18 protein-coding genes are annotated in these 22,914 nt (G+C 64.2%); 12 read left to right on the forward strand and 6 right to left on the reverse strand.

Annotated features, from left to right (window positions below):
- Positions 1-178 precede the first annotated feature (178 nt).
- From IH615_RS16695 to IH615_RS16705, 3 genes are all read left to right on the forward strand, one after another.
- Positions 179-2,275, forward strand: a complete 2,097-nt coding sequence (locus IH615_RS16695; RefSeq protein ID WP_291363569.1) for a S9 family peptidase — start codon at positions 179-181, stop codon at positions 2,273-2,275.
- A 70-nt stretch (positions 2,276-2,345) separates the two neighbouring features.
- A complete protein-coding gene (locus IH615_RS16700; RefSeq protein ID WP_291363571.1) occupies positions 2,346-2,954 on the forward strand; it encodes a superoxide dismutase in 609 nt (202 codons plus the stop codon).
- 263 nt (positions 2,955-3,217) lie between these two features.
- Positions 3,218-3,763 (forward strand): response regulator, encoded by a 546-nt coding sequence (locus IH615_RS16705; protein WP_291363573.1) that lies wholly within the window; start codon positions 3,218-3,220, stop codon positions 3,761-3,763.
- Between the two features lie 140 nt (positions 3,764-3,903).
- Here IH615_RS16705 and IH615_RS16710 read toward each other — a convergent pair whose 3' ends face one another.
- Both IH615_RS16710 and IH615_RS16715 read right to left on the reverse strand, forming a co-directional pair.
- Positions 3,904-4,467, reverse strand: a complete 564-nt coding sequence (locus IH615_RS16710; RefSeq protein WP_291363575.1) for an LOG family protein — start codon at positions 4,465-4,467, stop codon at positions 3,904-3,906.
- Positions 4,468-4,469: 2 nt separating this feature from the next.
- Positions 4,470-5,957 carry a helicase HerA-like domain-containing protein gene (locus tag IH615_RS16715; protein WP_291363577.1) on the reverse strand — a complete coding sequence of 496 codons (1,488 nt, stop codon included), beginning with the start codon at positions 5,955-5,957 and terminating at the stop codon, positions 4,470-4,472.
- A 129-nt stretch (positions 5,958-6,086) separates the two neighbouring features.
- On the opposite strand from IH615_RS16715, the gene IH615_RS16720 reads away from it, so the two are divergent.
- Entirely contained in the window at positions 6,087-7,391 is a 1,305-nt protein-coding gene (locus tag IH615_RS16720) for a TIGR03808 family TAT-translocated repetitive protein (protein WP_291363578.1), read from the forward strand.
- Here the strand turns inward: IH615_RS16720 and IH615_RS16725 are convergent.
- The 3 genes from IH615_RS16725 to IH615_RS16735 all read right to left on the reverse strand — a co-directional run bounded on the left by IH615_RS16725 (position 7,388) and on the right by IH615_RS16735 (position 9,460).
- Positions 7,388-8,389: an asparaginase gene (locus IH615_RS16725; RefSeq protein WP_291363579.1), complete on the reverse strand. Its 1,002-nt coding sequence runs from the start codon at positions 8,387-8,389 to the stop codon at positions 7,388-7,390. The two genes, IH615_RS16720 and IH615_RS16725, sit on opposite strands and share 4 nt — an antisense overlap.
- Positions 8,390-8,580: 191 nt before the next feature.
- Complete coding sequence (locus IH615_RS16730) at positions 8,581-8,919, reverse strand: SH3 domain-containing protein (RefSeq protein ID WP_291363580.1); 339 nt, start codon at positions 8,917-8,919, stop codon at positions 8,581-8,583.
- A gap of 118 nt (positions 8,920-9,037) precedes the next feature.
- Positions 9,038-9,460, reverse strand: a complete 423-nt coding sequence (locus IH615_RS16735) for a hypothetical protein (RefSeq protein ID WP_291363582.1) — start codon at positions 9,458-9,460, stop codon at positions 9,038-9,040.
- A 219-nt stretch (positions 9,461-9,679) separates the two neighbouring features.
- On the opposite strand from IH615_RS16735, the gene IH615_RS16740 reads away from it, so the two are divergent.
- The 8 genes from IH615_RS16740 to cysG all read left to right on the forward strand — a co-directional run bounded on the left by IH615_RS16740 (position 9,680) and on the right by cysG (position 21,152).
- Positions 9,680-10,549 carry an NAD(P)-dependent oxidoreductase gene (locus IH615_RS16740; RefSeq protein ID WP_291363584.1) on the forward strand — a complete coding sequence of 290 codons (870 nt, stop codon included), beginning with the start codon at positions 9,680-9,682 and terminating at the stop codon, positions 10,547-10,549.
- Between the two features lie 83 nt (positions 10,550-10,632).
- Positions 10,633-11,223 carry an ANTAR domain-containing response regulator gene (locus tag IH615_RS16745; protein ID WP_291363585.1) on the forward strand — a complete coding sequence of 197 codons (591 nt, stop codon included), beginning with the start codon at positions 10,633-10,635 and terminating at the stop codon, positions 11,221-11,223.
- 9 nt (positions 11,224-11,232) lie between these two features.
- Entirely contained in the window at positions 11,233-12,447 is a 1,215-nt protein-coding gene (locus tag IH615_RS16750; RefSeq protein WP_291363586.1) for a CmpA/NrtA family ABC transporter substrate-binding protein, read from the forward strand.
- A gap of 436 nt (positions 12,448-12,883) precedes the next feature.
- Positions 12,884-14,188 (forward strand): CmpA/NrtA family ABC transporter substrate-binding protein, encoded by a 1,305-nt coding sequence (locus IH615_RS16755; protein WP_291363599.1) that lies wholly within the window; start codon positions 12,884-12,886, stop codon positions 14,186-14,188.
- Between the two features lie 70 nt (positions 14,189-14,258).
- Positions 14,259-15,338: an ABC transporter permease gene (locus IH615_RS16760; protein ID WP_291363588.1), complete on the forward strand. Its 1,080-nt coding sequence runs from the start codon at positions 14,259-14,261 to the stop codon at positions 15,336-15,338.
- A gap of 9 nt (positions 15,339-15,347) precedes the next feature.
- On the forward strand, positions 15,348-17,099 hold the full coding sequence (locus IH615_RS16765; protein WP_291363589.1) for a nitrate ABC transporter ATP-binding protein: 1,752 nt from the start codon (positions 15,348-15,350) through the stop codon (positions 17,097-17,099).
- 8 nt (positions 17,100-17,107) lie between these two features.
- Positions 17,108-19,735: a nitrate reductase gene (locus tag IH615_RS16770; protein WP_291363591.1), complete on the forward strand. Its 2,628-nt coding sequence runs from the start codon at positions 17,108-17,110 to the stop codon at positions 19,733-19,735.
- Positions 19,707-21,152: a siroheme synthase CysG gene (cysG, locus tag IH615_RS16775; protein WP_291363593.1), complete on the forward strand. Its 1,446-nt coding sequence runs from the start codon at positions 19,707-19,709 to the stop codon at positions 21,150-21,152. Before IH615_RS16770 ends, cysG begins: the two co-directional genes overlap by 29 nt.
- 136 nt (positions 21,153-21,288) lie before the next feature.
- Here cysG and IH615_RS16780 read toward each other — a convergent pair.
- The coding region (locus tag IH615_RS16780; protein WP_291363595.1) for a urocanate hydratase at positions 21,289-22,914 on the reverse strand (1,626 nt) is incomplete at its 5' end.

Consider the following 22,914-nt stretch of genomic DNA (forward strand, 5'->3'; position numbering starts at 1 on the left):
GAGCCTTGGCGAACAAGACAAAACGGGGCCTTATCCCGTCCCGCCGCCGTCGCCTCCCCAGTTATGCGGATGAAGACGCCGCTCCATCTCCTCCGACGGCGAAGAGGTCGTGACCCAAGCCCCTTCCCATCCCTGCTACCTCGCCCTATGTGAATGAACCCGCCTCACGGATCATCCCATGACCAAAGCCACTCCGCCCGTCGCCACCAGGAAGCCGCATGTCGTCACGTTCCACGACATCCGGCGCGAGGACCCCTATCACTGGCTGCGCGCGGCAAACTGGCAGGAGGTGATGCAGCAGCCCGAGACGCTGGATGGGGAAATCCGCGCCTATCTCGAGGCCGAGAACGCTTTCTACGAGGCCGAGTTCGGAGAGCCGACCGCGGCTTTGCAGGAGACGATCTACAAGGAGATCCGCGGGCGCATCAAAGAGGATGACAGCGGCATTGCCTCGCCCGATGGTCCGTTCGCCTATAATTCGCGCATGCTGGAGGGCAAGCAGTATCCCCAGATCGTGCGCACCGCCCGCAATGGTGGTCCCGAGACGGTGCTGCTCGACTGCAATGTCGAAGCTGGCGAGGGCTATTTCGGCTTTGCCGGGGCCGAGCATGACCGGTCCCACCGCTACCTGGCCTGGGCCGCCGACCGCGCGGGCTCGGAATATTATGACATCGTCATCCGCGACCTCGAGACCGGTACGGACAGCGCGGAGGTGATCAAGGACACTGCCGGCTCCTATGTCTGGAGCAATGGCAGCAAGGCGATCTACTATACCGAATATGACGACAACCACCGCCCCTATCGGGTGCGGCTGCACGTCATCGGCACCGGCCAGGCCAGCGATCCCATCATCTTCGAGGAAAAGGACCCGGGCTTCTTCGTCGGCGTCGGCCGCACCCTCAGCGACAAGTTCATCGTCATCGATGCGCATGACCACCAGACATCGGAATGCTGGCTGATCGATGCCGAGCTGGGTGGCGCGCCGCGCCTGGTCGCGCCACGCGTCACCGATCGCGAATATGACATCGATGAGCGCGACGGCGTTCTCTACATCCGAACCAATGCCGATGGCGCCGAGGACTTCAAGGTCGTCACCGCTCCGGTCGACAATCCCGGTGCCGAGAACTGGACCGATCTGGTGCCGCACCAGCAGGGCGTGCTGATCCTCGACACTGTCGTCATCAAGAACCACCTGCTGCGCCTCGAGCGCCACGAGGGCCTGCCGCGCATCGTCGTGCGTGACCTGCGGACCGGCAAGGAAGAAACCGTCAAGTTCGACGAAGAGGCCTATTCGCTGGGCATGTCGGTCGGCTACGAGTTCGACACTTCGGTGTTCCGCCTGACCTATTCATCACCCACCACGCCGTCGCGGACCTACGACGTCGATCTCGAAACCGGCATCCGCACGCTGCTCAAGGAGCAGGAAGTGCCCTCGGGGCATAATCCTGATGACTATGAGACGCGCCGGCTCTTTGCCACCGCCGCCGATGGCGAACTGGTTCCGGTCACCGTGCTCTACCGGAAGGGCACCAGGCTCGACGGCTCCGCCCCGGCGCTGCTCTATGGCTATGGCGCCTATGGCATGTCGATGCCTTCGGCCTTCTCGATCTCGGCCCTGTCGCTGGTCGACCGCGGCTTCGTGCATGCGACCGCCCATATCCGGGGCGGCATGGAGAAGGGCTATCGCTGGTATGTGCAGGGCCGCCGCGAGCACAAGTCCAATACCTTCACCGACTTCATCGCCGCGGCCGAGATGCTGATCGACAAGGGCTATACGTCCAAGGGCCGCATCGTGGCCCAGGGCGGCTCGGCCGGCGGCATGCTGATGGGCGCCATAGCCAATCTGCGGCCCGATCTGTGGGCCGGCATCCTGGCACAGGTGCCGTTCGTGGACGTGCTGAATACCATGCTCGACGAGACCCTGCCGCTCACCCCGCCCGAATGGCCCGAATGGGGCAATCCGCTGGCCTCGGCCGAGGACTATGCCCGCATCGCGGCCTATGCGCCCTATGAGCAGGTCGCGGCCATGGACTATCCGCCGATCTTCGCCCTGGCCGGGCTCACCGATCCGCGAGTCACCTATTGGGAGCCGGCCAAATGGGTCGCCAGGTTGCGCGCAACCAAGACCGGCACGGCGCCATTGTATCTGCGCACCAATATGGGCGCCGGTCATGGTGGTGCATCCGGCCGCTTCGACCGGCTCAAGGAAACGGCGATGTGCTACGCCTTTGCGCTGAACGCCGTCGGATTGGAAGGATCATTTCCCGCCAACTGATTGTTGCAGCGTCATAATCGGCCTATACCAAGGCCATTCCCCTCAGCGTCTATCCCAATCGGAGGCCACAATGTCCACCAAGTTCACCCTGCCGCCCCTGCCCTACGCCTATGACGCGCTCGGCCCCTATATGTCGGCGGAGACGCTCGAATACCATCACGACAAGCACCATCAGGCCTATGTCACCAATGGCGAGAAGCTGCTGGAAGGTTCGGGCCTCGAAATCCTGCCGCTCGAGGACATCGTCAAGGAGAGCTACGGCAAGAATGCCGGTCTCTTCAATAATGCCGGCCAGCACTACAACCACGTTCACTTCTGGAACTGGATGAAGCCCAATGGCGGCGGCAACAAGCTGCCAGGCAAGCTGCAGGCGGCCATCGATTCCGACCTTGGCGGCTTTGACAAGTTCCGCGCCGATTTCATCGCCGCCGGCACCACCCAGTTCGGTTCGGGCTGGGCCTGGCTGTCGCTCAAGAACGGCAAGCTCGAAGTCAGCAAGACCCCGAACGGGGAGTCGCCGCTGGTCCATGGCGGCAAGCCGATCCTGGGCGTCGATGTGTGGGAGCATTCCTATTACATCGACTACCGCAATGCCCGCCCGAAATACCTCGAAGCCTGGTTCGACAACCTGGTGAACTGGGACCATGTCGAGCTGATGTTCGAAGAAGCCAAGGCGTAGTGCCCACAGATCCTTCCTGTTCTCACCGGGTCATTCCCGCGAAGGCGGGAATCTTTGTTTGCTGAGCCATCCAAAACGGAGATCCCCGCCTTCGCGGGGATGACCCGGTGACACAATATCCAGCCCGCTCGCGCCCCGCGCCGGCGGGCTTTTTTATCCCCCGCCATCCACTTTTCCCCAGCCATTAGCCATTTCGCCAGCCCCACCCTTCAACGCTCCAGCGAGCCGTGGTAACGGTCTGTTTACCATTCGGGGGGACGTCATTGTCAGAGCCGACCAAGGTCGTTGCCATCATTGCGGCGAATACCGCGCTATCGTCATTGCTGGCGATGGTGGTGGCTGGCGACTCGCATCTCAAGGTGCGGCAGTTCGATAGCGACATCGACCTGGTTGCCTATATGCGCATCGCCCCGCTCCACATGCTGGTCTGTGATTTCGATCGCGAGGGGCGTCCGGCCTATGAGATGGTCGAGTCCATCCGCCTCAACCACACGCTGATCAGCCAGGACGTGCCCGTCATCGCCCTGACACGCACCATCACCCCGCCGATGCGCCACCAGGCCATCAGCGCCGGCATTGACGAAGTTATCATCAAGCCGATGTCGCCGCGCCATCTGCTGCAGCGCATCCAGGCGCGGCTGCGCAGCCGCAGCGTCGTGGGGGTGCTTGGCGGCTATCGCGGCCCGGAACGGCGCAACCGCATGCCCATGCCCGCGCCGCAACCGGTACCGACCCGCCGCAGCAGCGACAACGTCGTCCCGCTCTTTCCCGACCGCCGCAAACCGCGCCATCCCGGGCTCGACGGGTAGGCTTCTCTCACCTCTCCCTTTGGGGGAGAGGTCGACCCTCTTGGGTCGGGTGAGGGGGCCTTTACTGGATGCAGTGCGAGGGGAAGGCCCCCTCACCGGCGCTGTGCGCCGACCTTTCCCCCAAAGGGAGAGGTGAAGTGCTACCGCGCTTCTGTCACCAGCCGGAGCAACCTGGCCCACAGGTCCTCGATGGAATCGGCGAACTGCACCGCCCGGTCATAGCCCGGCAGGCCCGGGGACAGCACGTCGGCGGCGTAGCCGCGCATGACTTCGTAGGCCCGGTGGCGGTTGAGCATGACGACCGGGGGCGTGCGGCCCTGTGCCTTGGCGGCGGCCCAGGTGCCAAACAGCGCCGAAGCCGAAGCCAGCGAGCCGGGCAGAGCCACATAGGCCTCGGCCCTTTGCACCATGCGCGCCAACCGGTCGCTCTTTTCGGGCAACACGTCCATGGTCACGCCGGCAAGGGCGGGCGGGAGCGTGATCGATGCATCGGCGACGATTTCGACGCTGCCACCGGCGGTGCGGGCCGCGGTGATCAGCGGCACCGGGATGATGCCGTTTTCGGCGAGACAGATGATGCGGGCGCCGCGCTTGGCGAAATAGCTGCCCGCCTGGCTCATGATCGAAGCCCGCTCGGGATCACCCGGTCCCTTGTCCGAGGCGAAAACGGCAATGACCGGCGCTGAGATGGCGGGCTCCAGCATGCTCATCGTCCCCGCTTCAGGCCGCCGAGGATGCCGCGGACCAGCGCGCTGCCGAGCCGGTTGGCCACGGTCCGGGCCAGCGAGTTCATCGCGGCCTCGGCCGGCGTCTGCCGGTTGGAACTGCGGCGTGGCGCAGCGTCCTGATAGGTGCGCTCGGTCTTGCGCAGCTCGTCGTCCTGCCGCTGCCGTTCCTCGGCCAGCTGCCGGTCCCGGGCGCGCCGGGCCAGGATTTCGAAGGCGGATTCGCGATCGGCCGGATTGTCATAAAGACCCGCGACCGGCGAGCCAGCGATGATGGATTCGCGTTCGGCGGGATTGAGCGGGCCCACCTGCGCCGATGGCGGGCGGATCAGCGTGCGCCCGACAATGGAGGGAATGCCCTTCTCCCCGAGCACCGAGACCAGCGCCTCGCCGATGCCGAGCTGGGTGATGACCTCCTCGGTCGAAAATTCCGGATTGGGGCGGAAGGTCTCGGCCGCGACACGCACCGCCTTCTGCTCGCGCGGCGTATAGGCGCGCAGGGCGTGCTGCACCCGGTTGGACAACTGGGCCAGCACCGTTTCGGGAATGTCGACCGGGTTCTGCGTGACGAAGTAGACGCCCACGCCCTTGGAGCGCACCAGCTTGACCACCTGCTCGACCTTGTCGATCAGCACCTTGGGCGCGTCATCGAAGAGCAGATGTGCCTCGTCGAAGAAGAAGACCAGCCTGGGCCGATCTGCGTCGCCGACCTCCGGCAGTTCCTCGAAGAGTTCGCTCAGCATCCAGAGCAGGAACGTCGCATAGAGCCGCGGTGCTCGCATCAATTCGTCTGCGGCAAGGATCGAGATGAAACCGCGCCCATCGCTGTTGGTCCGCATCAGGTCGGCGATTTCAAGCGCCCGCTCGCCAAAAAACGATTCGCCGCCCTGCTGTTCGAGCACCAGCAATGCCCGCTGGATTGCGCCGATGGAGGCCGTGGTCACATTGCCGTAGCGGGTCGAGATTTCCTTGGCCCGTTCCTGGATATCGACCAGCAGTGCACGCAAGTCCTTGAGGTCGAGCAGCAGCAGGCCTTCGTCATCGGCCAGCTTGAAGGCGATGTTGAGCACGCCTTCCTGCGTGTCGTTGAGTTCGAGCAGGCGGCTGAGCAGCAGCGCGCCCATTTCCGAGATGGTGGCGCGGATCGGGTGGCCCTGCCGCCCGAACAGGTCCCAGAAAATGACGGGGAACACGTCATCCTTGAACTCGGCGAAGCCGATATCCTGGGCCCGCTGGGTCTGCCAGCCCTGCGCCACGCCCATCTTGCCCACGCCGCTCAGGTCGCCCTTGATGTCGGCGGCAAAGACCGGCACGCCGGCGGCCGAAAATCCCTCGGCCATGACCTGCAGGGTAACCGTCTTGCCGGTGCCGGTGGCGCCGGTCACCAAGCCATGGCGATTGCCATATTTGAGCGCGAGGTATTCCGGATGCGTGCTGGTGCCGAGGAAGATCTTGTCGTCAACGAGCATCGCGCCGCCATCCTGTGAGTTGGGTTCTTATAGCCGCCCCCGTCCCGGCGGGACAACTCGTAACTCTGTTTTCCATTGCCAATGGCGGGATCCGGCCCGGCGCGGCACAATGGCGGCATGATGAAAACCATGCTTGCCACCCGCCGTAACGTCCTCGCAGCGTTTGCCGTGATGGCCGCCACCCCGGCGGCACGCGCCCAATCGGTGCTCGATGCGACCACGCTCGGGCTTGTGGAAGGTTCGGACGCGGACCAGAGCGACATCCTGCAGCATGCGCTCGGCCGGGCGGCCGATAGCGGCCAGGTGCTGCGCCTGCCCCGCGGCACCATCTATGCGCAGGGGCTCGACCTACCCGGCAACCTCATTGTCGAGGGCGTTCCCGGCAGCACCACGATCGCCTCCATCAGCGGCGGCACGATCGGCAGCATTCACGAGCATAATGCGCTGGTGCTGCGGGATATCATCTTTGCCGGGCGCGGCACGGCCGAAGGGACGCAGGGCCTGCTTTCCCTCGAATATGCAGACAACATCACCCTCGAGCGCTGCGCCTTCCGCGGCGCGCCGGGCATTGCCGTCAGCATCGTCGACGCCGCAGCCACCATTCGCGACTGTGAATTCGACGACATCGGCGATGCTGCCATCCACGCCATGGACAGCCGCGGGTTGCTGATTTCAGGCAACCGCATCGATGGGTGCGGCAATGCCGGCATCCGCATCTGGCGCGGCGAAAGCGGCCCCGACGGGTCCATCATATCAGCCAATCGCATCGCCAATATCGACTGGCGCGGCGGCGGCAATGGGCAGAACGGCAATGGCATCAACGTCTACAAGGCCGATGAAGTCATCATCGCCGACAATCACATCGCCGACTGCGCCTTCACCGCAATTCGTCTCAACGCGACCAATAACAGCCAGGTCAGCGGCAATACCTGCCTGCGCTCGGGCGAAGTGGCGATCTTCTCGGAATTCGAATTCTCGGGATCGGTCATCGCCAACAACATCATCGACGGCGCTGCCACCGGGATCTCCATCACCAATCTGGATAGTGGCGGCCAGCTCGCGGTATGCCAGGGCAATATCGTGCGCAATATCGCCCCGGCATCGGCGGTGAACCCCGATACCATCCCCATCGGCATCTTCGCCGAGGCGGAAACCGCCATCACGGGCAACACCGTGCAGGGCGTGCCGGGTGTCGCCATCGCCGCCGGCTACGGCACCTTCCTGCGCAATGTGCTGATCGCGGGCAATGTGATCAGCGAGAGCGATATCGGCATCGGCGTCAGCGTGGTGGATGGCGCCGGTAGGGTCCATATCGGCGGCAATGCGATCACGGCGCGCCAGCATGCCGTGGTGGGCCTAGCCTGGACCGATATCGTGGAAGCCGATCTCGCCGGCAATGCCGAACGCTATCCCAATGTTTCGCTGGGCAGTTAGCCTACCGTCCGCATCTCGCCCACAGTGGCGCCGCGCACGTTCTTGATGGGCTGGTGCGCCAGAGTCTCGATGAGCGCACGCTGTTCGGCATCGGGGTCGGCAAATTTCAGCAGCACACCGGCCAGCATGGCGTGGGAGGCGGCCATGTTGCCGTCGTCGCATTTGATGGCGTAGCCCCAGCCCTTGTCGCGGATGGCGCCGCATTGCACGCCTTCGGCGCCGCCCTTCTGCATCAGCCGGCCCTTGAAAGCCTGCATCAGCAGGGTGTCGGGATGGTCGGTTCCGGCCACCAGATGCGGATGGGACGTGGCGGCATCGAACAGGCGACGCGCGGCCGTGGCCAGTTCATCGGGCAGGCCCTTGCCGGTCGACATCCGCGCAAAGCCATAGGCGAAGGCCCGCAGGGGCGCGGCGAAAGTCGGAATCGAGCAGCCGTCGGTGCCGCACTTGCCTTCGGTCAGGCTCTCGCCGATTACCGCTTCCACGGCGGCGCGAACGACCTTCTGCACTTCGTGTTCTCGCGAGACATAGCCGGCCGTTGGCACGCCCATGGCCAGGGCCACGCTCAGCATGCCTGAATGCTTGCCTGAGCAATTGTTGTGCAAGGGGCTCGGCTCCGCCCCGGCCGCCCGCAGCGCCTCGCGGGCCGCCGCATTGGTGGGCGCATGCGCCCCGCATTCGAGGTCCGCTGCCGACAGGCCAATGCGGGTCAGCAGGCCATTGGCCGTAGCAACATGCTCGGCCTCGCCATGGTGGCTGGCGCAGGCCAGCGCCAGTTCTTCCTCGGTATGATGGAACTTGCCTTCGGCATGACGCGCAAAGATCGGCAGCGCCTGCATGGATTTTATCGCCGAGCGCGGAAAGATCGGGCGCTCGATGTCGCCGGCCGAAGCGATGATCTTTCCATCGGCATCGACCACCACATAGGCGCCGCGGTGGCGGTTCTCGACCCAGTTGCCGCGGATGGCTTCGGCAAGAATGGGATTGGCTTCCATCATAAAAAAACTCCGGTCCAGGCCGTTCTCACGAACAGCGCAGGACCGGAAAAGTCAACAGAGCATGGGAAGGAGGCAGGCACGAAACTCGCATCGGCGAGGGTGGAGACCCGACATGGCTTGTGGCTACGATCTGCGGCGATGGTTGAACCGCAATCCAGCCGGGTCTCCGCCGCCACCGACGACGACTGGGACTAGAGGTCCCAGTCGTGGACGACGGTCAGGTAGCGCGAATTGACCCAGCCGGCGGTGTCCTGCGCCCCGACCAGGCACCAATCGGCACCGGACTGGGCCTCGATGCAGCGCTCGACCCAGACATGGCTGCCGGGATTGAAAGCGCCGATCTTCTGCGAATAGGAGGCGGGCCACTTGCGGACATTGAGCTTGTCCCAATGGGCCACGCCGGTCACCTGCGCCAGCTGGTCGACCTGGTAGCCGGCGGCCATGGCGGGCTGCACGGCAAAGGCGCCAGCTGCGGCAATCACGAGGCCGCAGAGCGCGGCGACCAGAACTTTTTCCTGTTGCTTGTTCATTTTGTCCCCCCGGGACAGTTCGGTTGTTGGGATCACCCTGCCCGATACGATTTGAACTGATCGTGAGAGCGTCGTTCAGAAACCGTTCATCTTGCGGGCAGGGTTGGGTGCCATTGCCTCAGCGCAGGGTGCGCTGGTGGACGTAGAGGGCGATGCTGCCGTCGCCGCCAAAGCGCAGCGAGACGACGTCCTGGTGGTCGTAGCCTTCGGCGGTCAGCGCCGACATCAGCGTGGCATTGTTGGCGATCGGCAGGCGCAGCGTGCCGACATTGCCAGAGGTGAACAGCCAGCCGTAGTCATCGCGCCCGAGAAGGCCGTCCTCGCAGACCGGGATCAAATAGACATGACGGTCCTGAATGGCTTCGATGTGCGCGCGGGTGACGCGCGGCATGTAGTTCAGCTGGTAGGAACATTCCTCGTCGCTCGAGGAGACGGGCTTCTTGGGGTGATTGGGCGCGGCGATGTTGAGCGCATTGCTGGGAACGATGGTGGCGGCGGTGGTGAGGCCGATGACGAGGGCCAGAACAGTGGTCTTGAACATTTGATGTCTCCTGGTTTGGGCCGCGTTGTGCAGCCATGTCGATGCGTGTGATCGACCGTGAGACGAGTTCTGCGCCTTGGCGGTTGAACCGGCGCTGAGACGCCCATTCATCATTCGTTTACCTGTCAGGGGCGCGCTGGACCGTTGGCAGCGGCGACGTTCCGGCATAGGCTTGCGACCACAACAACGAAAAATCGTATGGAAATAGAGGAGGTTCGCATGGCCAAGGTTCTGGTAACGGGCGGAAGCGGCAAGCTCGGGCGCGCGGTGCTGCGCGACCTGGTCGCGCATGGCTATGATGTGCTCAACATCGATCAGCAGGCCCTGCCCGAGCCCATCTGCCCCAGCGTGCGAATCGATCTGACCAATTTTGGTGAGGTGGCCGCGGCCATCCTGGGCGGCGTCGATGAGCGCAAGGGACCGTTCGATGCCGTCGTACATCTGGCGGCGATTCCAGCGCCCGGGCTCGCGGCCAACGCCCGGACTTTCGCCAATAATGTCCCGACCACCTACAATGTGCTGGAGGCCAGCCGCCTGGCGGGCATCAAGAACATCGTCTTTGCCTCGAGCGAGACCGTGCTTGGCCTGCCGTTCGATACGCCGCCGCCCTATGCGCCGGTGGACGAGGAATACTATCCGCGGCCGGAATCCGCCTATGCGCTGGGCAAGCTGCTCGATGAAACCATGGCGGCCCAGTTCTGCCGTTGGGACCCGGAGTTGCGCATTGTCGGCCTGCGGTTTTCCAACGTGATGTATCCGGAAGATTATGCGGCCTTCCCCCGCTTCGACGCCGATCCGCGCAGCCGCAAATGGAACTTGTGGGGCTATATCGATGCCCGCGACGGCGCTCAGGCGGTTCGCCGCTCGATCCAGGCTGATTTCACCGGCTTTGAGGCCTTCATCATCGCCAATGCCGATACGGTCATGAGCCGCTCCAATATGTCGTTGCTGGCAGAGGTTTTCCCCGATGTGCCGGCCAAGGGCAATCTCACGACCAACGGCACCCTGCTCTCGATCGAGAAGGCCAAGCGGATGCTAGGCTATTCGCCGCAATATAGCTGGCGTAACGAAGTCAGCGCGAAGGGCTAGCGCCCAAGCGACGCCAACTTTGCATACGAATTGTGCACATATGGCCCTTGTGCTTTTTCTGGGCACCGGCATAAGTGCGGCCGATGTCCAGCCCCGACCTCTCAGTTCTGATCATTGACGAGAACCGCATCCGCGCGTCCATCATCGAGGATGGCTTGCGGGAGGCCGGGCATTTTCGCGTCGCAGTGATTCACGATGTCAACGAGGTGGCGCGGACCATCGAGGCCACCAAGCCCGACGTCATCGTCATCGACCTGGAAAACCCCAAGCGCGACACGCTGGAGCATTTCTTCTCGCTGTCCCGCGCCATCCAGCGGCCCATCGCGATGTTCGTGGATCGCTCGGACGGGGCGATGATCGAGAAGGCCGTTGAGGCCGGCGTCTCCGCCTATGTGGTGGACGGGCTCAAGAAGGAGCGCGTCAAGCCGATCCTCGACATGGCCATCTCGCGCTTCAATGCCTTCTCCCGCCTGACGCGGGAGCTCGAGCAGGCACGCAGCGAACTCGAGGACCGCAAGATCATCGAACAGGCCAAGGGCATTCTCATGCGCACCCGCAGTCTCAGCGAGGCCGATGCCTATGCCCTGCTTCGCTCCACCGCCATGAACCAGAACCGGAGAATGGTCGACATCGCCCAGAGCCTTGTGACCGCAGCCGATCTTCTCGGCCCATAGGAAATCGCCATGCCCCTCACCCATCTGACCGCTGGATTCCTGCCTCTGTTCGACAGCGTGCTCCTGGTGCTGGCGCAGGAGAAGGGTTTCGCGGCGGCCGAGGGGCTGGAGCTGCATCTCATCCGCGAAACGAGCTGGGCCAATATTCGTGACCGCGCCGCCATCGGCCATTTCGACATCGCCCAGATGCTGGCGCCCATGCCGCTGGCTGCGAGCCTCGGCCTGACCCCGATCGCCACGCCGATGATCACTCCGGTCGTGCTGGGCCTGGGCAACAATGCCATAACGGTCAGCGCCGATCTCTGGAAGGCCATGGCCGATCAGGGCGCACAAGGCGACCTTGCGGCAGGCCCCGCTGGCGCCGCGCTTGCCCGGGTCGTAGCCGGTTCGTCGCGCAAGCTGCGCTTTGGCGTGGTGCATCAGACCTCGTCCCACAATTACGAACTGCGCTACTGGCTGGCCGCGAGCGGCATCATGCCGGACCGTGACGTGGAAATCGTCGTGCTGCCGCCCCCGTTGCTCCCGGATGCGCTGAGTACGGGCGGTATCGACGGCTATTGTGTCGGCGAGCCGTGGAACAGCATCGGGGTTGCCACGAAGGGCGCCCATATCGCCACCGTCAAGGCGTCGATATGGCAGTCGAGCCCCGACAAGGTGATCGGCATGCGCGCTGCCTGGGCCGACGAACATCCCGACCAGGTGTCTGCCCTGATCCGGGCCATCTACAATGCCGGCCTATGGTGCGCCGATCCGGCCAATCAGGATGAGGCCGCGCGCATCATGTCCGGCGCCGCTTATCTCGACACGAGCAGCGAGATCGTCGCCCGGGCTCTTTCGGGCATGCTCGACATCGGCGGCGGCGTAACCCGCCAGGTTCCCGACCACTTCATTCCCCACGCCTACGCCGCCAACTTCCCATGGAAGAGCCACGCGCTTTGGTACTATTCCCAGATGGTGCGCTGGGGAGAGGTCACCGCCAGCGCCGAAAATGCTGCGCTGGCTGCTGCCTGCTTCCGCCCCGACCTCTATCGGACAGCACTGGCACCCGTTTCGGCCGCTGTGCCCGCCGCCGACTACAAAGCCGATGGCGCCCGTGCAGAACCCGGCGAGATCGAAGCGCTCAATGGGCGCCTGACGATGGGCCCCGATCTGTTTTTCGACGGAAGGATTTTTGATCCCACCGCCGTCGACGCCTACATCGCCTCGCAGCGCCAGAGCGGCTAGAGTTCGCGCTGCAATGTTGGGCAGCCCTACAAAGTTGCGTCAATATTAGGCAGTTTGGCGAGCTTTTGGGCCATCAGGCGCCACCACGGCTCTCGCCCCAGTGGAAGCCAGGTTCTCTCAAATTGCTGATCCGGCTCAATAATCCTGCACACAGCCGACTTGGCACGCTTCGTGCAATGTCTTCAGCGAACGAGCTCCTCCCAAGACGCTCTTCAAGTCGACGTTCCAAAGATGGGACGTCTCCAGGCAAAGCTGCCAACAGGTTCCCGCAGACGGTCATCAAGACCGGGTGCGTCGGCCCGTTGGCGGCTTTTTGTTTTTCCTATCGGTGCAGATGGAGAACTACATGACGCAGACCAAGATCAACAGGCAGTCCACGCCAACCCGGCGGCGGTTGGCTCCGGCCCTCGCCGCCGGCCTTCTGGCCGCCTGTGTGATGGCGCCGATCAGCGCCCGGGCCGAAATGCTCGATGTCGAGAAAGACGAACTGAAGTTTGGCTTCATCAAGCTTACGGATATGGCGCCCTTGGCCATCGCCTACGAGCTGGGCTACTTCGAAGACGAAGGCCTGTTCGTGACGCTGGAGCCGCAGGCCAACTGGAAGGTGCTTCTGGATGGCGTGATCACCGGTCAACTGGATGGCGCGCATATGCTGGCGGGGCAGCCACTGGCCGCCACCATTGGCTATGGCACGGAAGCGCATATCGTCACGCCATTCTCCATGGACCTCAATGGCAACGCCATCACTGTGTCCAATGCCGTCTGGGAGCTGATGAAGCCCAGCCTGACGATGGGTGCCGATGGACTGCCGCAGCACCCGATCAGCGCTGAGGCCCTGAAGCCGGTGATCGAGTCGTTTGCGGCCGAAGGCCGGCCGTTCAATCTGGGCATGGTGTTTCCAGTCTCCACCCACAACTACGAGCTGCGCTACTGGCTCGCCGCCGGTGGCGTGCATCCGGGCTTCTATTCGCCCGAGGATGTGTCCGGCCAGATTGGCGCTGAAGCCTATCTGTCAGTGACGCCGCCCCCGCAGATGCCTGCTACCCTCGAAGCAGGCACTATCGACGGCTACTCGGTTGGCGAGCCCTGGAACCAGGCCGCCGTCTTCAAGAAGATCGGCGTTCCTGTCATCACCGACTACGAAATCTGGAAGAACAATCCCGAAAAGGTGTTCGGGATGACCGCCGAGTTTGTCGAGCAGAACCCCCAAACGGCTATTGCCGTGACCAAGGCCCTGATCCGCGCCGCCAAGTGGCTGGATGAGAACGACAATGCCAATCGTGGCGAGGCGGTCGAAATTCTCGCCCGCTCCGAATATGTCGGCGCCGACGCCGCCGTCATCGCCAACTCAATGACCGGCACCTTCGAATACGAGCCGGGCGACAAGCGCGACGTGCCCGACTTCAACGTCTTCTACCGGCACTTCGCCACCTATCCCTACTATTCGGACGCCGTCTGGTACCTCACCCAGATGCGCCGCTGGGGCCAGATCGCCGAAGACAAACCGGATGATTGGTATGCGGAAATCGCCAAGTCGGTCTATCGCCCCGACATCTACCTGGAGGCAGCTCGCCTGCTGGTCGAAGAGGGCATGATCGAAGAGGCCGACGTGCCGTGGGACAGCGATGGCTATCGCGCTCCTACCGCAGACTTCATCGACGGCGTCTCCTATGACGGCCGCACGCCCAACGCCTATATCGACGGCTTCGCTATCGGTCTGAAGACCGGCGAAACCCCCTGATACCCAAGAGAGCAAGGCCGGGCCCCGTTCGGTCCGGCCACCGCAACGCGACGAAAACAGGATGAAGACCATGAGCATCGCCAGCGACGTTTCCGATAAGGGCCGTTCCGACCGGAGGCGCCAGAAGCTATTTGCCGGTATCAATCGGGCTGCGGCCTGGTTGAGTGCCCTCGGGCTGGGCTGGCTGACGCCATTGCTGAAAATCGCGGCGGGCGATGACCCGCGCGAACAGCTGGGCGAGCTGCGTGACAGCCTCCTGTTCCCCCTGATGGGCATAGTCCTGTTTCTGACGGCCTGGGCAATGCTGGCGCCGCAGGTGCAAACCTCGCTAGGTGCCATTCCAGGCCCGGCCCAGGTTTGGGAACAGGCTGGGGCCCTTTGGCAGGACCATATTGCAGAGCGCGAGAAGGAGACCTCCTTCTATGCCCGCCAGGACGAGCGCAACGCCGAACTGATTGCTGATGGACGGCCCGAAGACGTCAAGTTCCGCAGCTTTACCGGCAAGCCGACCTTTCTCGACCAGATTCTGACCTCCCTCAAGACCGTGGGGCTGGGCTTCCTGATCGCGACCGCAGTCGCAGTTCCCCTGGGGATCGCATCGGGCCTCAGCCGGCCGTTCAATGGTGCGCTCAACCCGCTGGTCCAACTATTCAAGCCGGTATCGCCCCTGGCCTGGCTGCCCATCGTCACCATGATCGTCTCGGCGGTCTATGTTGATGTCAACGAAGCCTTCCCCAAGGCTCTGATCATTTCGGCGGTCACGGTCACGCTCTGCTCGCTGTGGCCGACGCTGATCAATACCGCCCTGGGCGTCGCCTCGATCGACAAGGACCTGGTCAATGTCGGCAAGGTGCTGCAGCTGTCGACCGCCACAACCATCACCAAGCTGGTGCTGCCCTCCGCACTGCCGCTGATCTTCACGGGTCTGCGCCTGTCGCTCGGTGTGGGCTGGATGGTCCTGATCGCCGCCGAAATGCTGGCGCAGAATCCGGGCCTGGGCAAGTTCGTCTGGGACGAGTTCCAGAACGGTTCGTCCAACTCGCTGTCCCGCATCATGGTTGCGGTCCTCACCATCGGCATCATCGGTTTCATGCTCGATCGGGTGATGTTCACGCTGCAGACCGCCTTCACCTTCTCCTCCAATCGCTAGGAGAGCGCAGTGACCAAGACCATTCTCCAGCTTTCCGATGTCTCCAAGCACTATGGGGAAGGCGCCAAGCGCACCGACGTGCTGACTGGCCTCAACCTGAATGTCCAGGAAGGCGAGTTCGTCGCTATCCTGGGTTTTTCGGGTGCGGGCAAGACCACGCTGATTTCGATGCTGGCCGGGCTGATCGAGCCCGACCAGGGCGGGATCATCTTCCGGGGCCGCGAAATCGATGGCCCCGGCCCCGAGCGCGGCGTCGTGTTCCAATCCTATTCGCTGATGCCCTGGCTGTCGGTGGGCGGCAATGTGGATCTGGCAATCAACGCCGTGCACAAGTCCATGAGCCGCGCTGATCGCCTGGCGCTGCGCAAGCGCTATATCGACATGGTCGGGCTTTCTCATGCCGTCGACCGGCGGCCTTCGGAACTGTCAGGCGGCATGCGCCAGCGCGTGGCGGTTGCCCGGGCCCTGGCCATGCAACCCGAAGTGTTGCTGATGGACGAGCCGCTTTCGGCGCTCGATGCCCTGACCCGTTCCAAACTGCAGGATGAATTCGCCCTGATCTCGGAGGCGGAGAAGAAGACCATCATCCTGATCACCAATGATGTGGATGAGGCCATCCTGCTCGCGGACCGAGTTATTCCCCTCACGCCTGGCCCCGGCGCCACTTTGGGCCCAAACTTCTCTGTTGGCATCGAGCGGCCGCGCGATCGCGCCGCACTCAACGGCGATGACCGCTTCATCACCCTGCGCCGGGAGATCACCGAATATCTGATGGATGTCGGCGCCGGGCGCAATGTTTCGGGCGAGCGGGACGTCTCGCTGCCCAATGTCGTGCCGATCGATCGGGGCAAATCGGCGAAAATGCCGGAGGCCTACGCCAAGGCGGCAGCCTCGCCAACCAAGGCCGGCTACGTCGAATTCTCGCAGGTATCGAAGGTTTACCCGACGCCCAAGGGACCGCTGACGGTGGTCGATCGCTTCGACTTCAAGATGAAGAAGGGCGAATTCGTCACGCTGATCGGTCACTCCGGCTGCGGCAAGTCCACGGTGCTATCGATGGTCGCGGGCCTCAACCCGATCTCATCAGGCGGCATCGTACTCGACAACCGCGAAGTCGTTGGCGCCGGCCCCGACCGCGCCGTGGTGTTCCAGGCGCCGTCGCTGATGCCGTGGCTCACCGCCCGCGAGAATGTCGCGCTTGGCGTCGACCGGGTCTATCCCAATGCCAGCCCCGCCGAGCGGCGTGATGTCGTCGAGTATTACCTGGCGCGCGTCGGCCTCGGCGACTCCATGCACCGCCCGGCAGCCGAACTCTCCAATGGCATGAAGCAGCGCGTCGGCATTGCGCGCGCCTTCGCCCTGTCGCCCAAACTGCTGCTGCTTGATGAGCCGTTCGGAATGCTCGACAGCATCACGCGCTGGGAGTTGCAGGACGTGCTCATGGATGTCTGGGCCAAGACGCAGGTCACCGCCATCTGCGTCACCCACGACGTGGACGAGGCGATCCTGCTGGCCGACAGGGTCGTCATGATGTCGAACGGCCCCAATGCCCGCATCGGCAATATCATGGACGTGGACCTGCCACGGCCACGCTCACGCAAGGCGCTGCTGGCCCACAAGGATTACTACGCCTATCGCGAGGAGCTGCTTGGCTTCCTCGAAGCCTATGAGGGCGGCGCCAATCCGGATCAGGAAACCCTCGACCGCATCCGCCTCAAGCGCGCCGGGCGCGCCGACGGACAGATCGCGGCCGCCGAATGAACCAAACTATGGCCAGCATCACCACTCGAACCACCTGCCCCTATTGCGGTGTCGGATGCGGCGTGCTGGCAACGCCCCAGGCCGATGGCTCGGTCTCCATAGCGGGCGATCCGGACCATCCCGCGAATTTCGGGCGGCTCTGCTCCAAGGGTTCGGCGCTAGGGGAGACGCTGTCGCTCGATGGGCGGCTGCTCTATCCGGAGATCGATGGTGTGCGGGCCAGCTGGGACCAGGCGCTTGATCGCGTTGCCGGCACTTTCCGGCAAACCATCGACGAATTCGGTCCCGACGCCGTCGCCATCTTTGGCTCCGGCCAATTGCTGACCGAAGACTACTATGTCGCCAACAAGCTGATGAAGGGCTTCATCGGCTCGGGCAACATGGACACCAATTCGCGCCTCTGCATGGCTTCGTCGGTGGCCGGCCACAAGCGCGCCTTCGGCTCCGATACGGTGCCGGGCAATTACGAGGATCTGGAGCTGGCCGACCTCATCGTGCTGGTGGGCAGCAATCTGGGCTGGTGCCACCCGGTGCTCTACCAGCGGATCGTCAAGGCCAAGGCCGAAAGGCCCGACATGCGTGTCGTGCTCATCGATCCGCGCCGCACGGTAACCGCCGACATTGCCGATCTCCATCTTGCCGTGCAGTCGGACGGCGACAGCGCGCTGTTCGTCGGCCTGCTCGCGCATCTGGCCCGCAATGGCATGACTGCCCCCGATTTCATCGCCGACCACACCAGCGGCTACAACGCCGCCTTGCTGGTGGCCGAAGACTGGCCGGTGGAACGCGTCGCCGAGGCGGCTGGCGTTCCAGCCAAGGCCGTCGAGATACTCTATGACTGGTTCGGGCGCACCGAGAAGGTCGTGACGGTCTATTCGCAGGGTGTCAACCAATCCTCGTCGGGCACCGACAAGGTCAACGCCATCATCAATTGCCACCTGGCCACCGGCCGCATCGGCCGGCCTGGCATGGGGCCGTTTTCGGTCACCGGCCAGCCCAATGCCATGGGCGGCCGCGAGGTGGGCGGCCTCGCCAACATGCTCGCCGCCCATATGGACTTCACGCCCGAAGCCATTGACCGGGTCGGCCGCTTCTGGGGCAGCAGCACAGTCGCCAGCGGGCCTGGTCTCAAGGCTGTCGACATGTTCGCGGCGATCGCCCGTGGCGAGATCAAGGCCGTCTGGATCATGGCAACCAATCCGGTGGATTCCATGCCCGAAGCCGATGCGGTGCGCGCGGCCCTTGCCGCCTGCCCTTTCGTCGTCGTCTCCGACATGTCCGCTCGCACCGATACCGGGGTCACCGCCCATGTGCGCCTGCCGGCGGCCGGCTGGGGCGAGAAGGACGGTACGGTCACCAATTCGGAGCGCCGGATTTCTCGCCAGCGTCCGTTCCTGGCGCTGCCGGGCGAAGCCCGTCCCGACTGGTGGATCATCAAGGAAGTGGCCCAGCGCATGGGCTTTGGTGCGGCCTTCTCCTATGATGGCCCGGCGCAGATCTTTGCCGAGCATGTCGCGCTTTCTGCCTTCGAGAACGAGGGCAGCCGTTCCCTCGATCTCGGCGGGCTTGATGGCGCCGACTATGCCACCCTGCCCCCGACCCAGTGGCCAGTCCGCCGCAAGCCGACGGCCCGCATGTTTGGCGATGGCCATTTCTCCACGCCCGATGGCAAGGCCCGCTTCGTCCCGGTGCTGCCGCCGCCACCCTTCGCCCCACCCCCGGGCCGCTTCATGCTCAACACCGGCCGCGTGCGCGACCATTGGCACACGATGACGCGCACGGGCAAAACCGCGCGACTGTCCGCGCACTATGCCGAGCCCTTTGTCGAGCTGCATCCCGCCGATGCCGAGCGGCTCAATATCCGCCGCGCCACACTGGTCCGCCTCAACAACCGCCATGGCAGCGCCGTGGTCCGCGCGCTGGTGACCGATCGACAGCGGCGGGGACATTTGTTTGTTCCCATGCACTGGACCGACCAGTTCGCGTCCAATGGTCGTATCGACGCGCTGGTGACCGCCAAGGTCGACCCCGTCTCGTCGCAGCCGGCGCTGAAGATGGCCGAGGTACATGCCGAACCTGTCGATACCAGGCTCTATGGCTTCTTTGTTTCCGCCAACCGCCCGGTGCTCGACGCAGGCTATTGGGCAATTGCCGAGGCGATCGGCGGCATACGCGGTGAACTCGCCTGGTTCGAGGAACCGACCGATCTCGCGACCTGGTTGCGCACGGCCTTTGACCTGCCCGACACGGCGACCGTCGAAACCGTGCGCGATGCCCGCTCGGGCCGCAGCAGCTTCGCCGTGATCGAGGATGGCAGGCTGGTCGTCGCGCTCTACACAGCGCCCGATCCGGTGCTGGTGTCGCGCCAGTGGGCCGCTGACCTGCTGGAAGCCGACGACCTTGGCGCGGTGGCAGTTCTCGCCGGCCGCCCGGGCGCCGACATGCCCGATAGCGGCGCCATCGTCTGTTCATGTTTTTCGGTGGGCATCAACACCATCGCGGCAGCCATCACCCAGCAGGGCTGCAGCACGGTTGAGGCTGTGGGTGCCTGCACCAAGGCGGGGACCAATTGCGGTTCCTGCCGTGCCGAAATCAGAGGTATCATCAATGCACGTGGTCTCCAGGCAGCCGAATAAATCCCGCGCTGACCGGGTCGCGCCACTGGCGGTCCTGCCGGTATTCTTCGATCTGATCGGCAAGCGCGTCATCGCCATCGGCGGTTCCGAGGCCGCCACATGGAAGATCGAGCTGCTGGCTGCGGCCGGCGCCCATGTCCAGGTGCTGGCGCCCATCGGCGAGTGGTGTGACGATTTGATCGCCCTCGCGGAAAGCGGCGCGGCTGCGGGTACGATCAGCCTGGTCGATTGCCAATGGTCGCCCTCCGATCTCTCCGGTGCGGCTCTTGCCGTCGCCGATATCGAGGATGACGCCCAAGCGTTCGCCTTCGTCGAAGCTGCCCGCAACGCGTCCGTGCCCTACAACGTCATCGACCGCCCGGAATTCTGCCAGTTCCAGTTCGGCACCATCGTCAATCGCTCACCAGTCGTCGTCGGTATCTCCACCGCCGGCGCGGCACCCATTCTGGGCCAGGCCGTGCGCCGGCGTATCGAGACGTTGCTGCCGGCGACGCTCAGCGCCTGGGCGCATCTGGCCCGGCAGGTTCGCGCCAGTGTCATGGACAAACTGGAAGCCGGACCGCAACGCCGCGCCTTCTGGGAGCGACTGGTGGACCGCGCCTTTGGCGACGCAGCACCGACGCCTGTTGATGGCGACATCGAGGCCATCTTGGCGGCACCGCCTGTGGGGAGGGTCACGCTGGTCGGCGCCGGACCCGGCGATGCTGATCTGCTCACGATCAAGGCTGTGCGCGCGCTGCAATCGGCAGACGTGATCCTGTTTGACGACCTGGTGTCGTCGGAAGTGCTCGAACTGGCTCGCCGCGAGGCCAAGCGCATGCTGGTTGGCAAGCGCGCTGCACGCGAAAGCTGCCGCCAGGAAGACATCAACGAGATGATGCTGACGCTGGCACGCCAGGGCAAGCATGTGGTCCGCCTCAAGTCCGGCGACCCGATGATCTTTGGCCGGGCCGGCGAAGAGATCGAAATGCTCGAAAGCCACGGCATTTCCGTCAGCGTCGTGCCTGGTGTCACCGCCGCGCTGGCTCTGGCCAGCCGTCTCGGCATGTCGCTGACTCATCGCGACCACGCCCAGTCGGTGCGGTTCGTTACCGGCCATTCGCGGAAGGGCGTGCTGCCCGATACGCTCAACTGGGTCGGTCTCGCCGATCCGGCCACCACCAGCGTCTATTACATGTCCCGCCGCACCCTGCCCGAGATCGTCAGCCAGCTCCGCGCCCAGGGCATGGGGCTCGACACGCCCGCAATCATTGCCGGCAATGTCGGCCGTGCCGACGAACAGGTCTGGCGGGGGACCATTGGCGAGGCTGTGAGGGCGGTGGAGGCATTTCCGCTGTCGGCTCCGACCATCTTTGCGGTGGGGGATGCACTGAAACAGCGGGTGATAGCGAGCGTCGCGATGAAGGCAAGCGCGTAGCCAAGAAACAACCACAACGTCATTCCGGCAAGGCCGGAATCCACGTCCGTGGTTCAAGGCGGGCAGCCAGGTTTTGGATGATTCACCGCATGGATTCCGGCCTTCGCCGGAATGACATCGCGAGTGGGCCATGATTTCAGCCCACCCTGATATGCCCAATGCCCTTGGCGGCAATCTCGTCCAGGCTCTCCTCGTACCCGGCATCCGCATAGCGCATCACGCCGAGGGCCGTGTCGTTGGTCAGCGCGTGCTCTAGCCTCTCGTCCCCACCGGGCGTGCCGTCGGCAATCACCGTCACGCCGGCCGAGGTCATGTAGCCGGCATAGCCGCCACCGCCGGAATGGACGACGACCAGGTCAGCCATGGACGAGCAGAGCAGCATGGCGTCGAGGATCGGCCAGTCCGCGATGGCGTCCGAGCCGTCCTTCATGCGCTCGGTCATGATATTGGGATGCGCCATCGCACCCGCATCAAGATGGTCGCGGCTGAAGGCTACCGGGCCAGACAGCGTCCCATCCGCCACCATGGCGTTGACCGCGCGCGCCAGCGCCGTGCGCTCGCCATGGCCCAGCCAGGCAATGCGCGCCGGGAGGCCCTCGAAGGGCACATGCTGGCGGGCCAGCGCAATCCAGTTGGTGACGATCCGGTTGTCCGGAAACATCTCCAGCAGCCTGTCGTCGATCTTTCTGATGTCCTCGGGGTCACCAGACAGCGCCATCCAGCGGAACGGCCCGATGGCCCGGGCGAAAAGCGGCCTGAGATAGGCTTCGGTGAAAATCTTGATATCGAAGGCGTTCTCCACCCCGCCCGCCCTAGCATGGGTGCGGATCAGGTTGCCATTGTCGAACACCTCGCTGCCCGCCTGCTGGAAAGCCAGCATGGCGCGGACATGGTCGACGATCGAGGCGCGGCTCGCCGCCATCAACTGCCCCGGCCCTTCGATGCGGAGGCGCCTGACTTCGTCCAGCGACATGCCCTTGGGCACATAGCCATAGACCAGGTCATGGGCGCTGGTTTGGTCGGTGACGATGTCGGGAACGATGCCGCGCCTATAGATCTCGGGGTAGATTTCGGCGGCATTGCCGACGAGGCCAATGGAGGTCGCCCGCTTGTCGGCCACGGCCCTGTCAATCATGGCCAAAGCCGTGTCGAGATCGGGTGCGATCTCTTCGAGATAGCCGATTTCCCTGCGCTTGCGGGCGCGCTCGGGGTCGATATCGATGCAAAGGATCGCGGCGCCCGCAATGCGCCCCGCCAGTGGCTGCGCCCCGCCCATGCCGCCCAGGCCTGCCGTCAGGATAAAGCGGCCTGCCAGATCGCCGCCGAAGCGGTTCTCGGCGATGCGCATGAATATCTCATAGGTGCCCTGGATGACGCCCTGGCTGCCGATATACTGCCAGGCCCCTGCCGTCAGCCCGCCCCAGCAGATCAACCCCTTCTTCTCCAGCTCATAGAACACTTCCGCCTTGGCCCACTGCCCGACGATGTTGCAATTGGCCATGATCACCAGCGGCGCTTTGGCATGGGTCTTGAGCAGGCCGATCGGCTTGCCCGACTGGATGATCAGCGTCTGGTCCTCGTCCATATCAAGCAGCGTCTCGACAATCGCCCTGTGGCTCGCCCAATTGCGCGCCGCCTTGCCCAGGGCGGCATAGACGATCAGCTCATCGGGGTTCTCGCCGACCGCAAGAACGTTCTCCAGCAGGCGCAGCAGAGCTTCCTGCCGCCAGCCCTTGGCGCGGAGTTCGGGGCCGCCGGGGAT

Origin of the sequence: Devosia sp., assembly GCF_014860165.1 — a bacterium.
Lineage (GTDB): Bacteria > Pseudomonadota > Alphaproteobacteria > Rhizobiales > Devosiaceae > Devosia.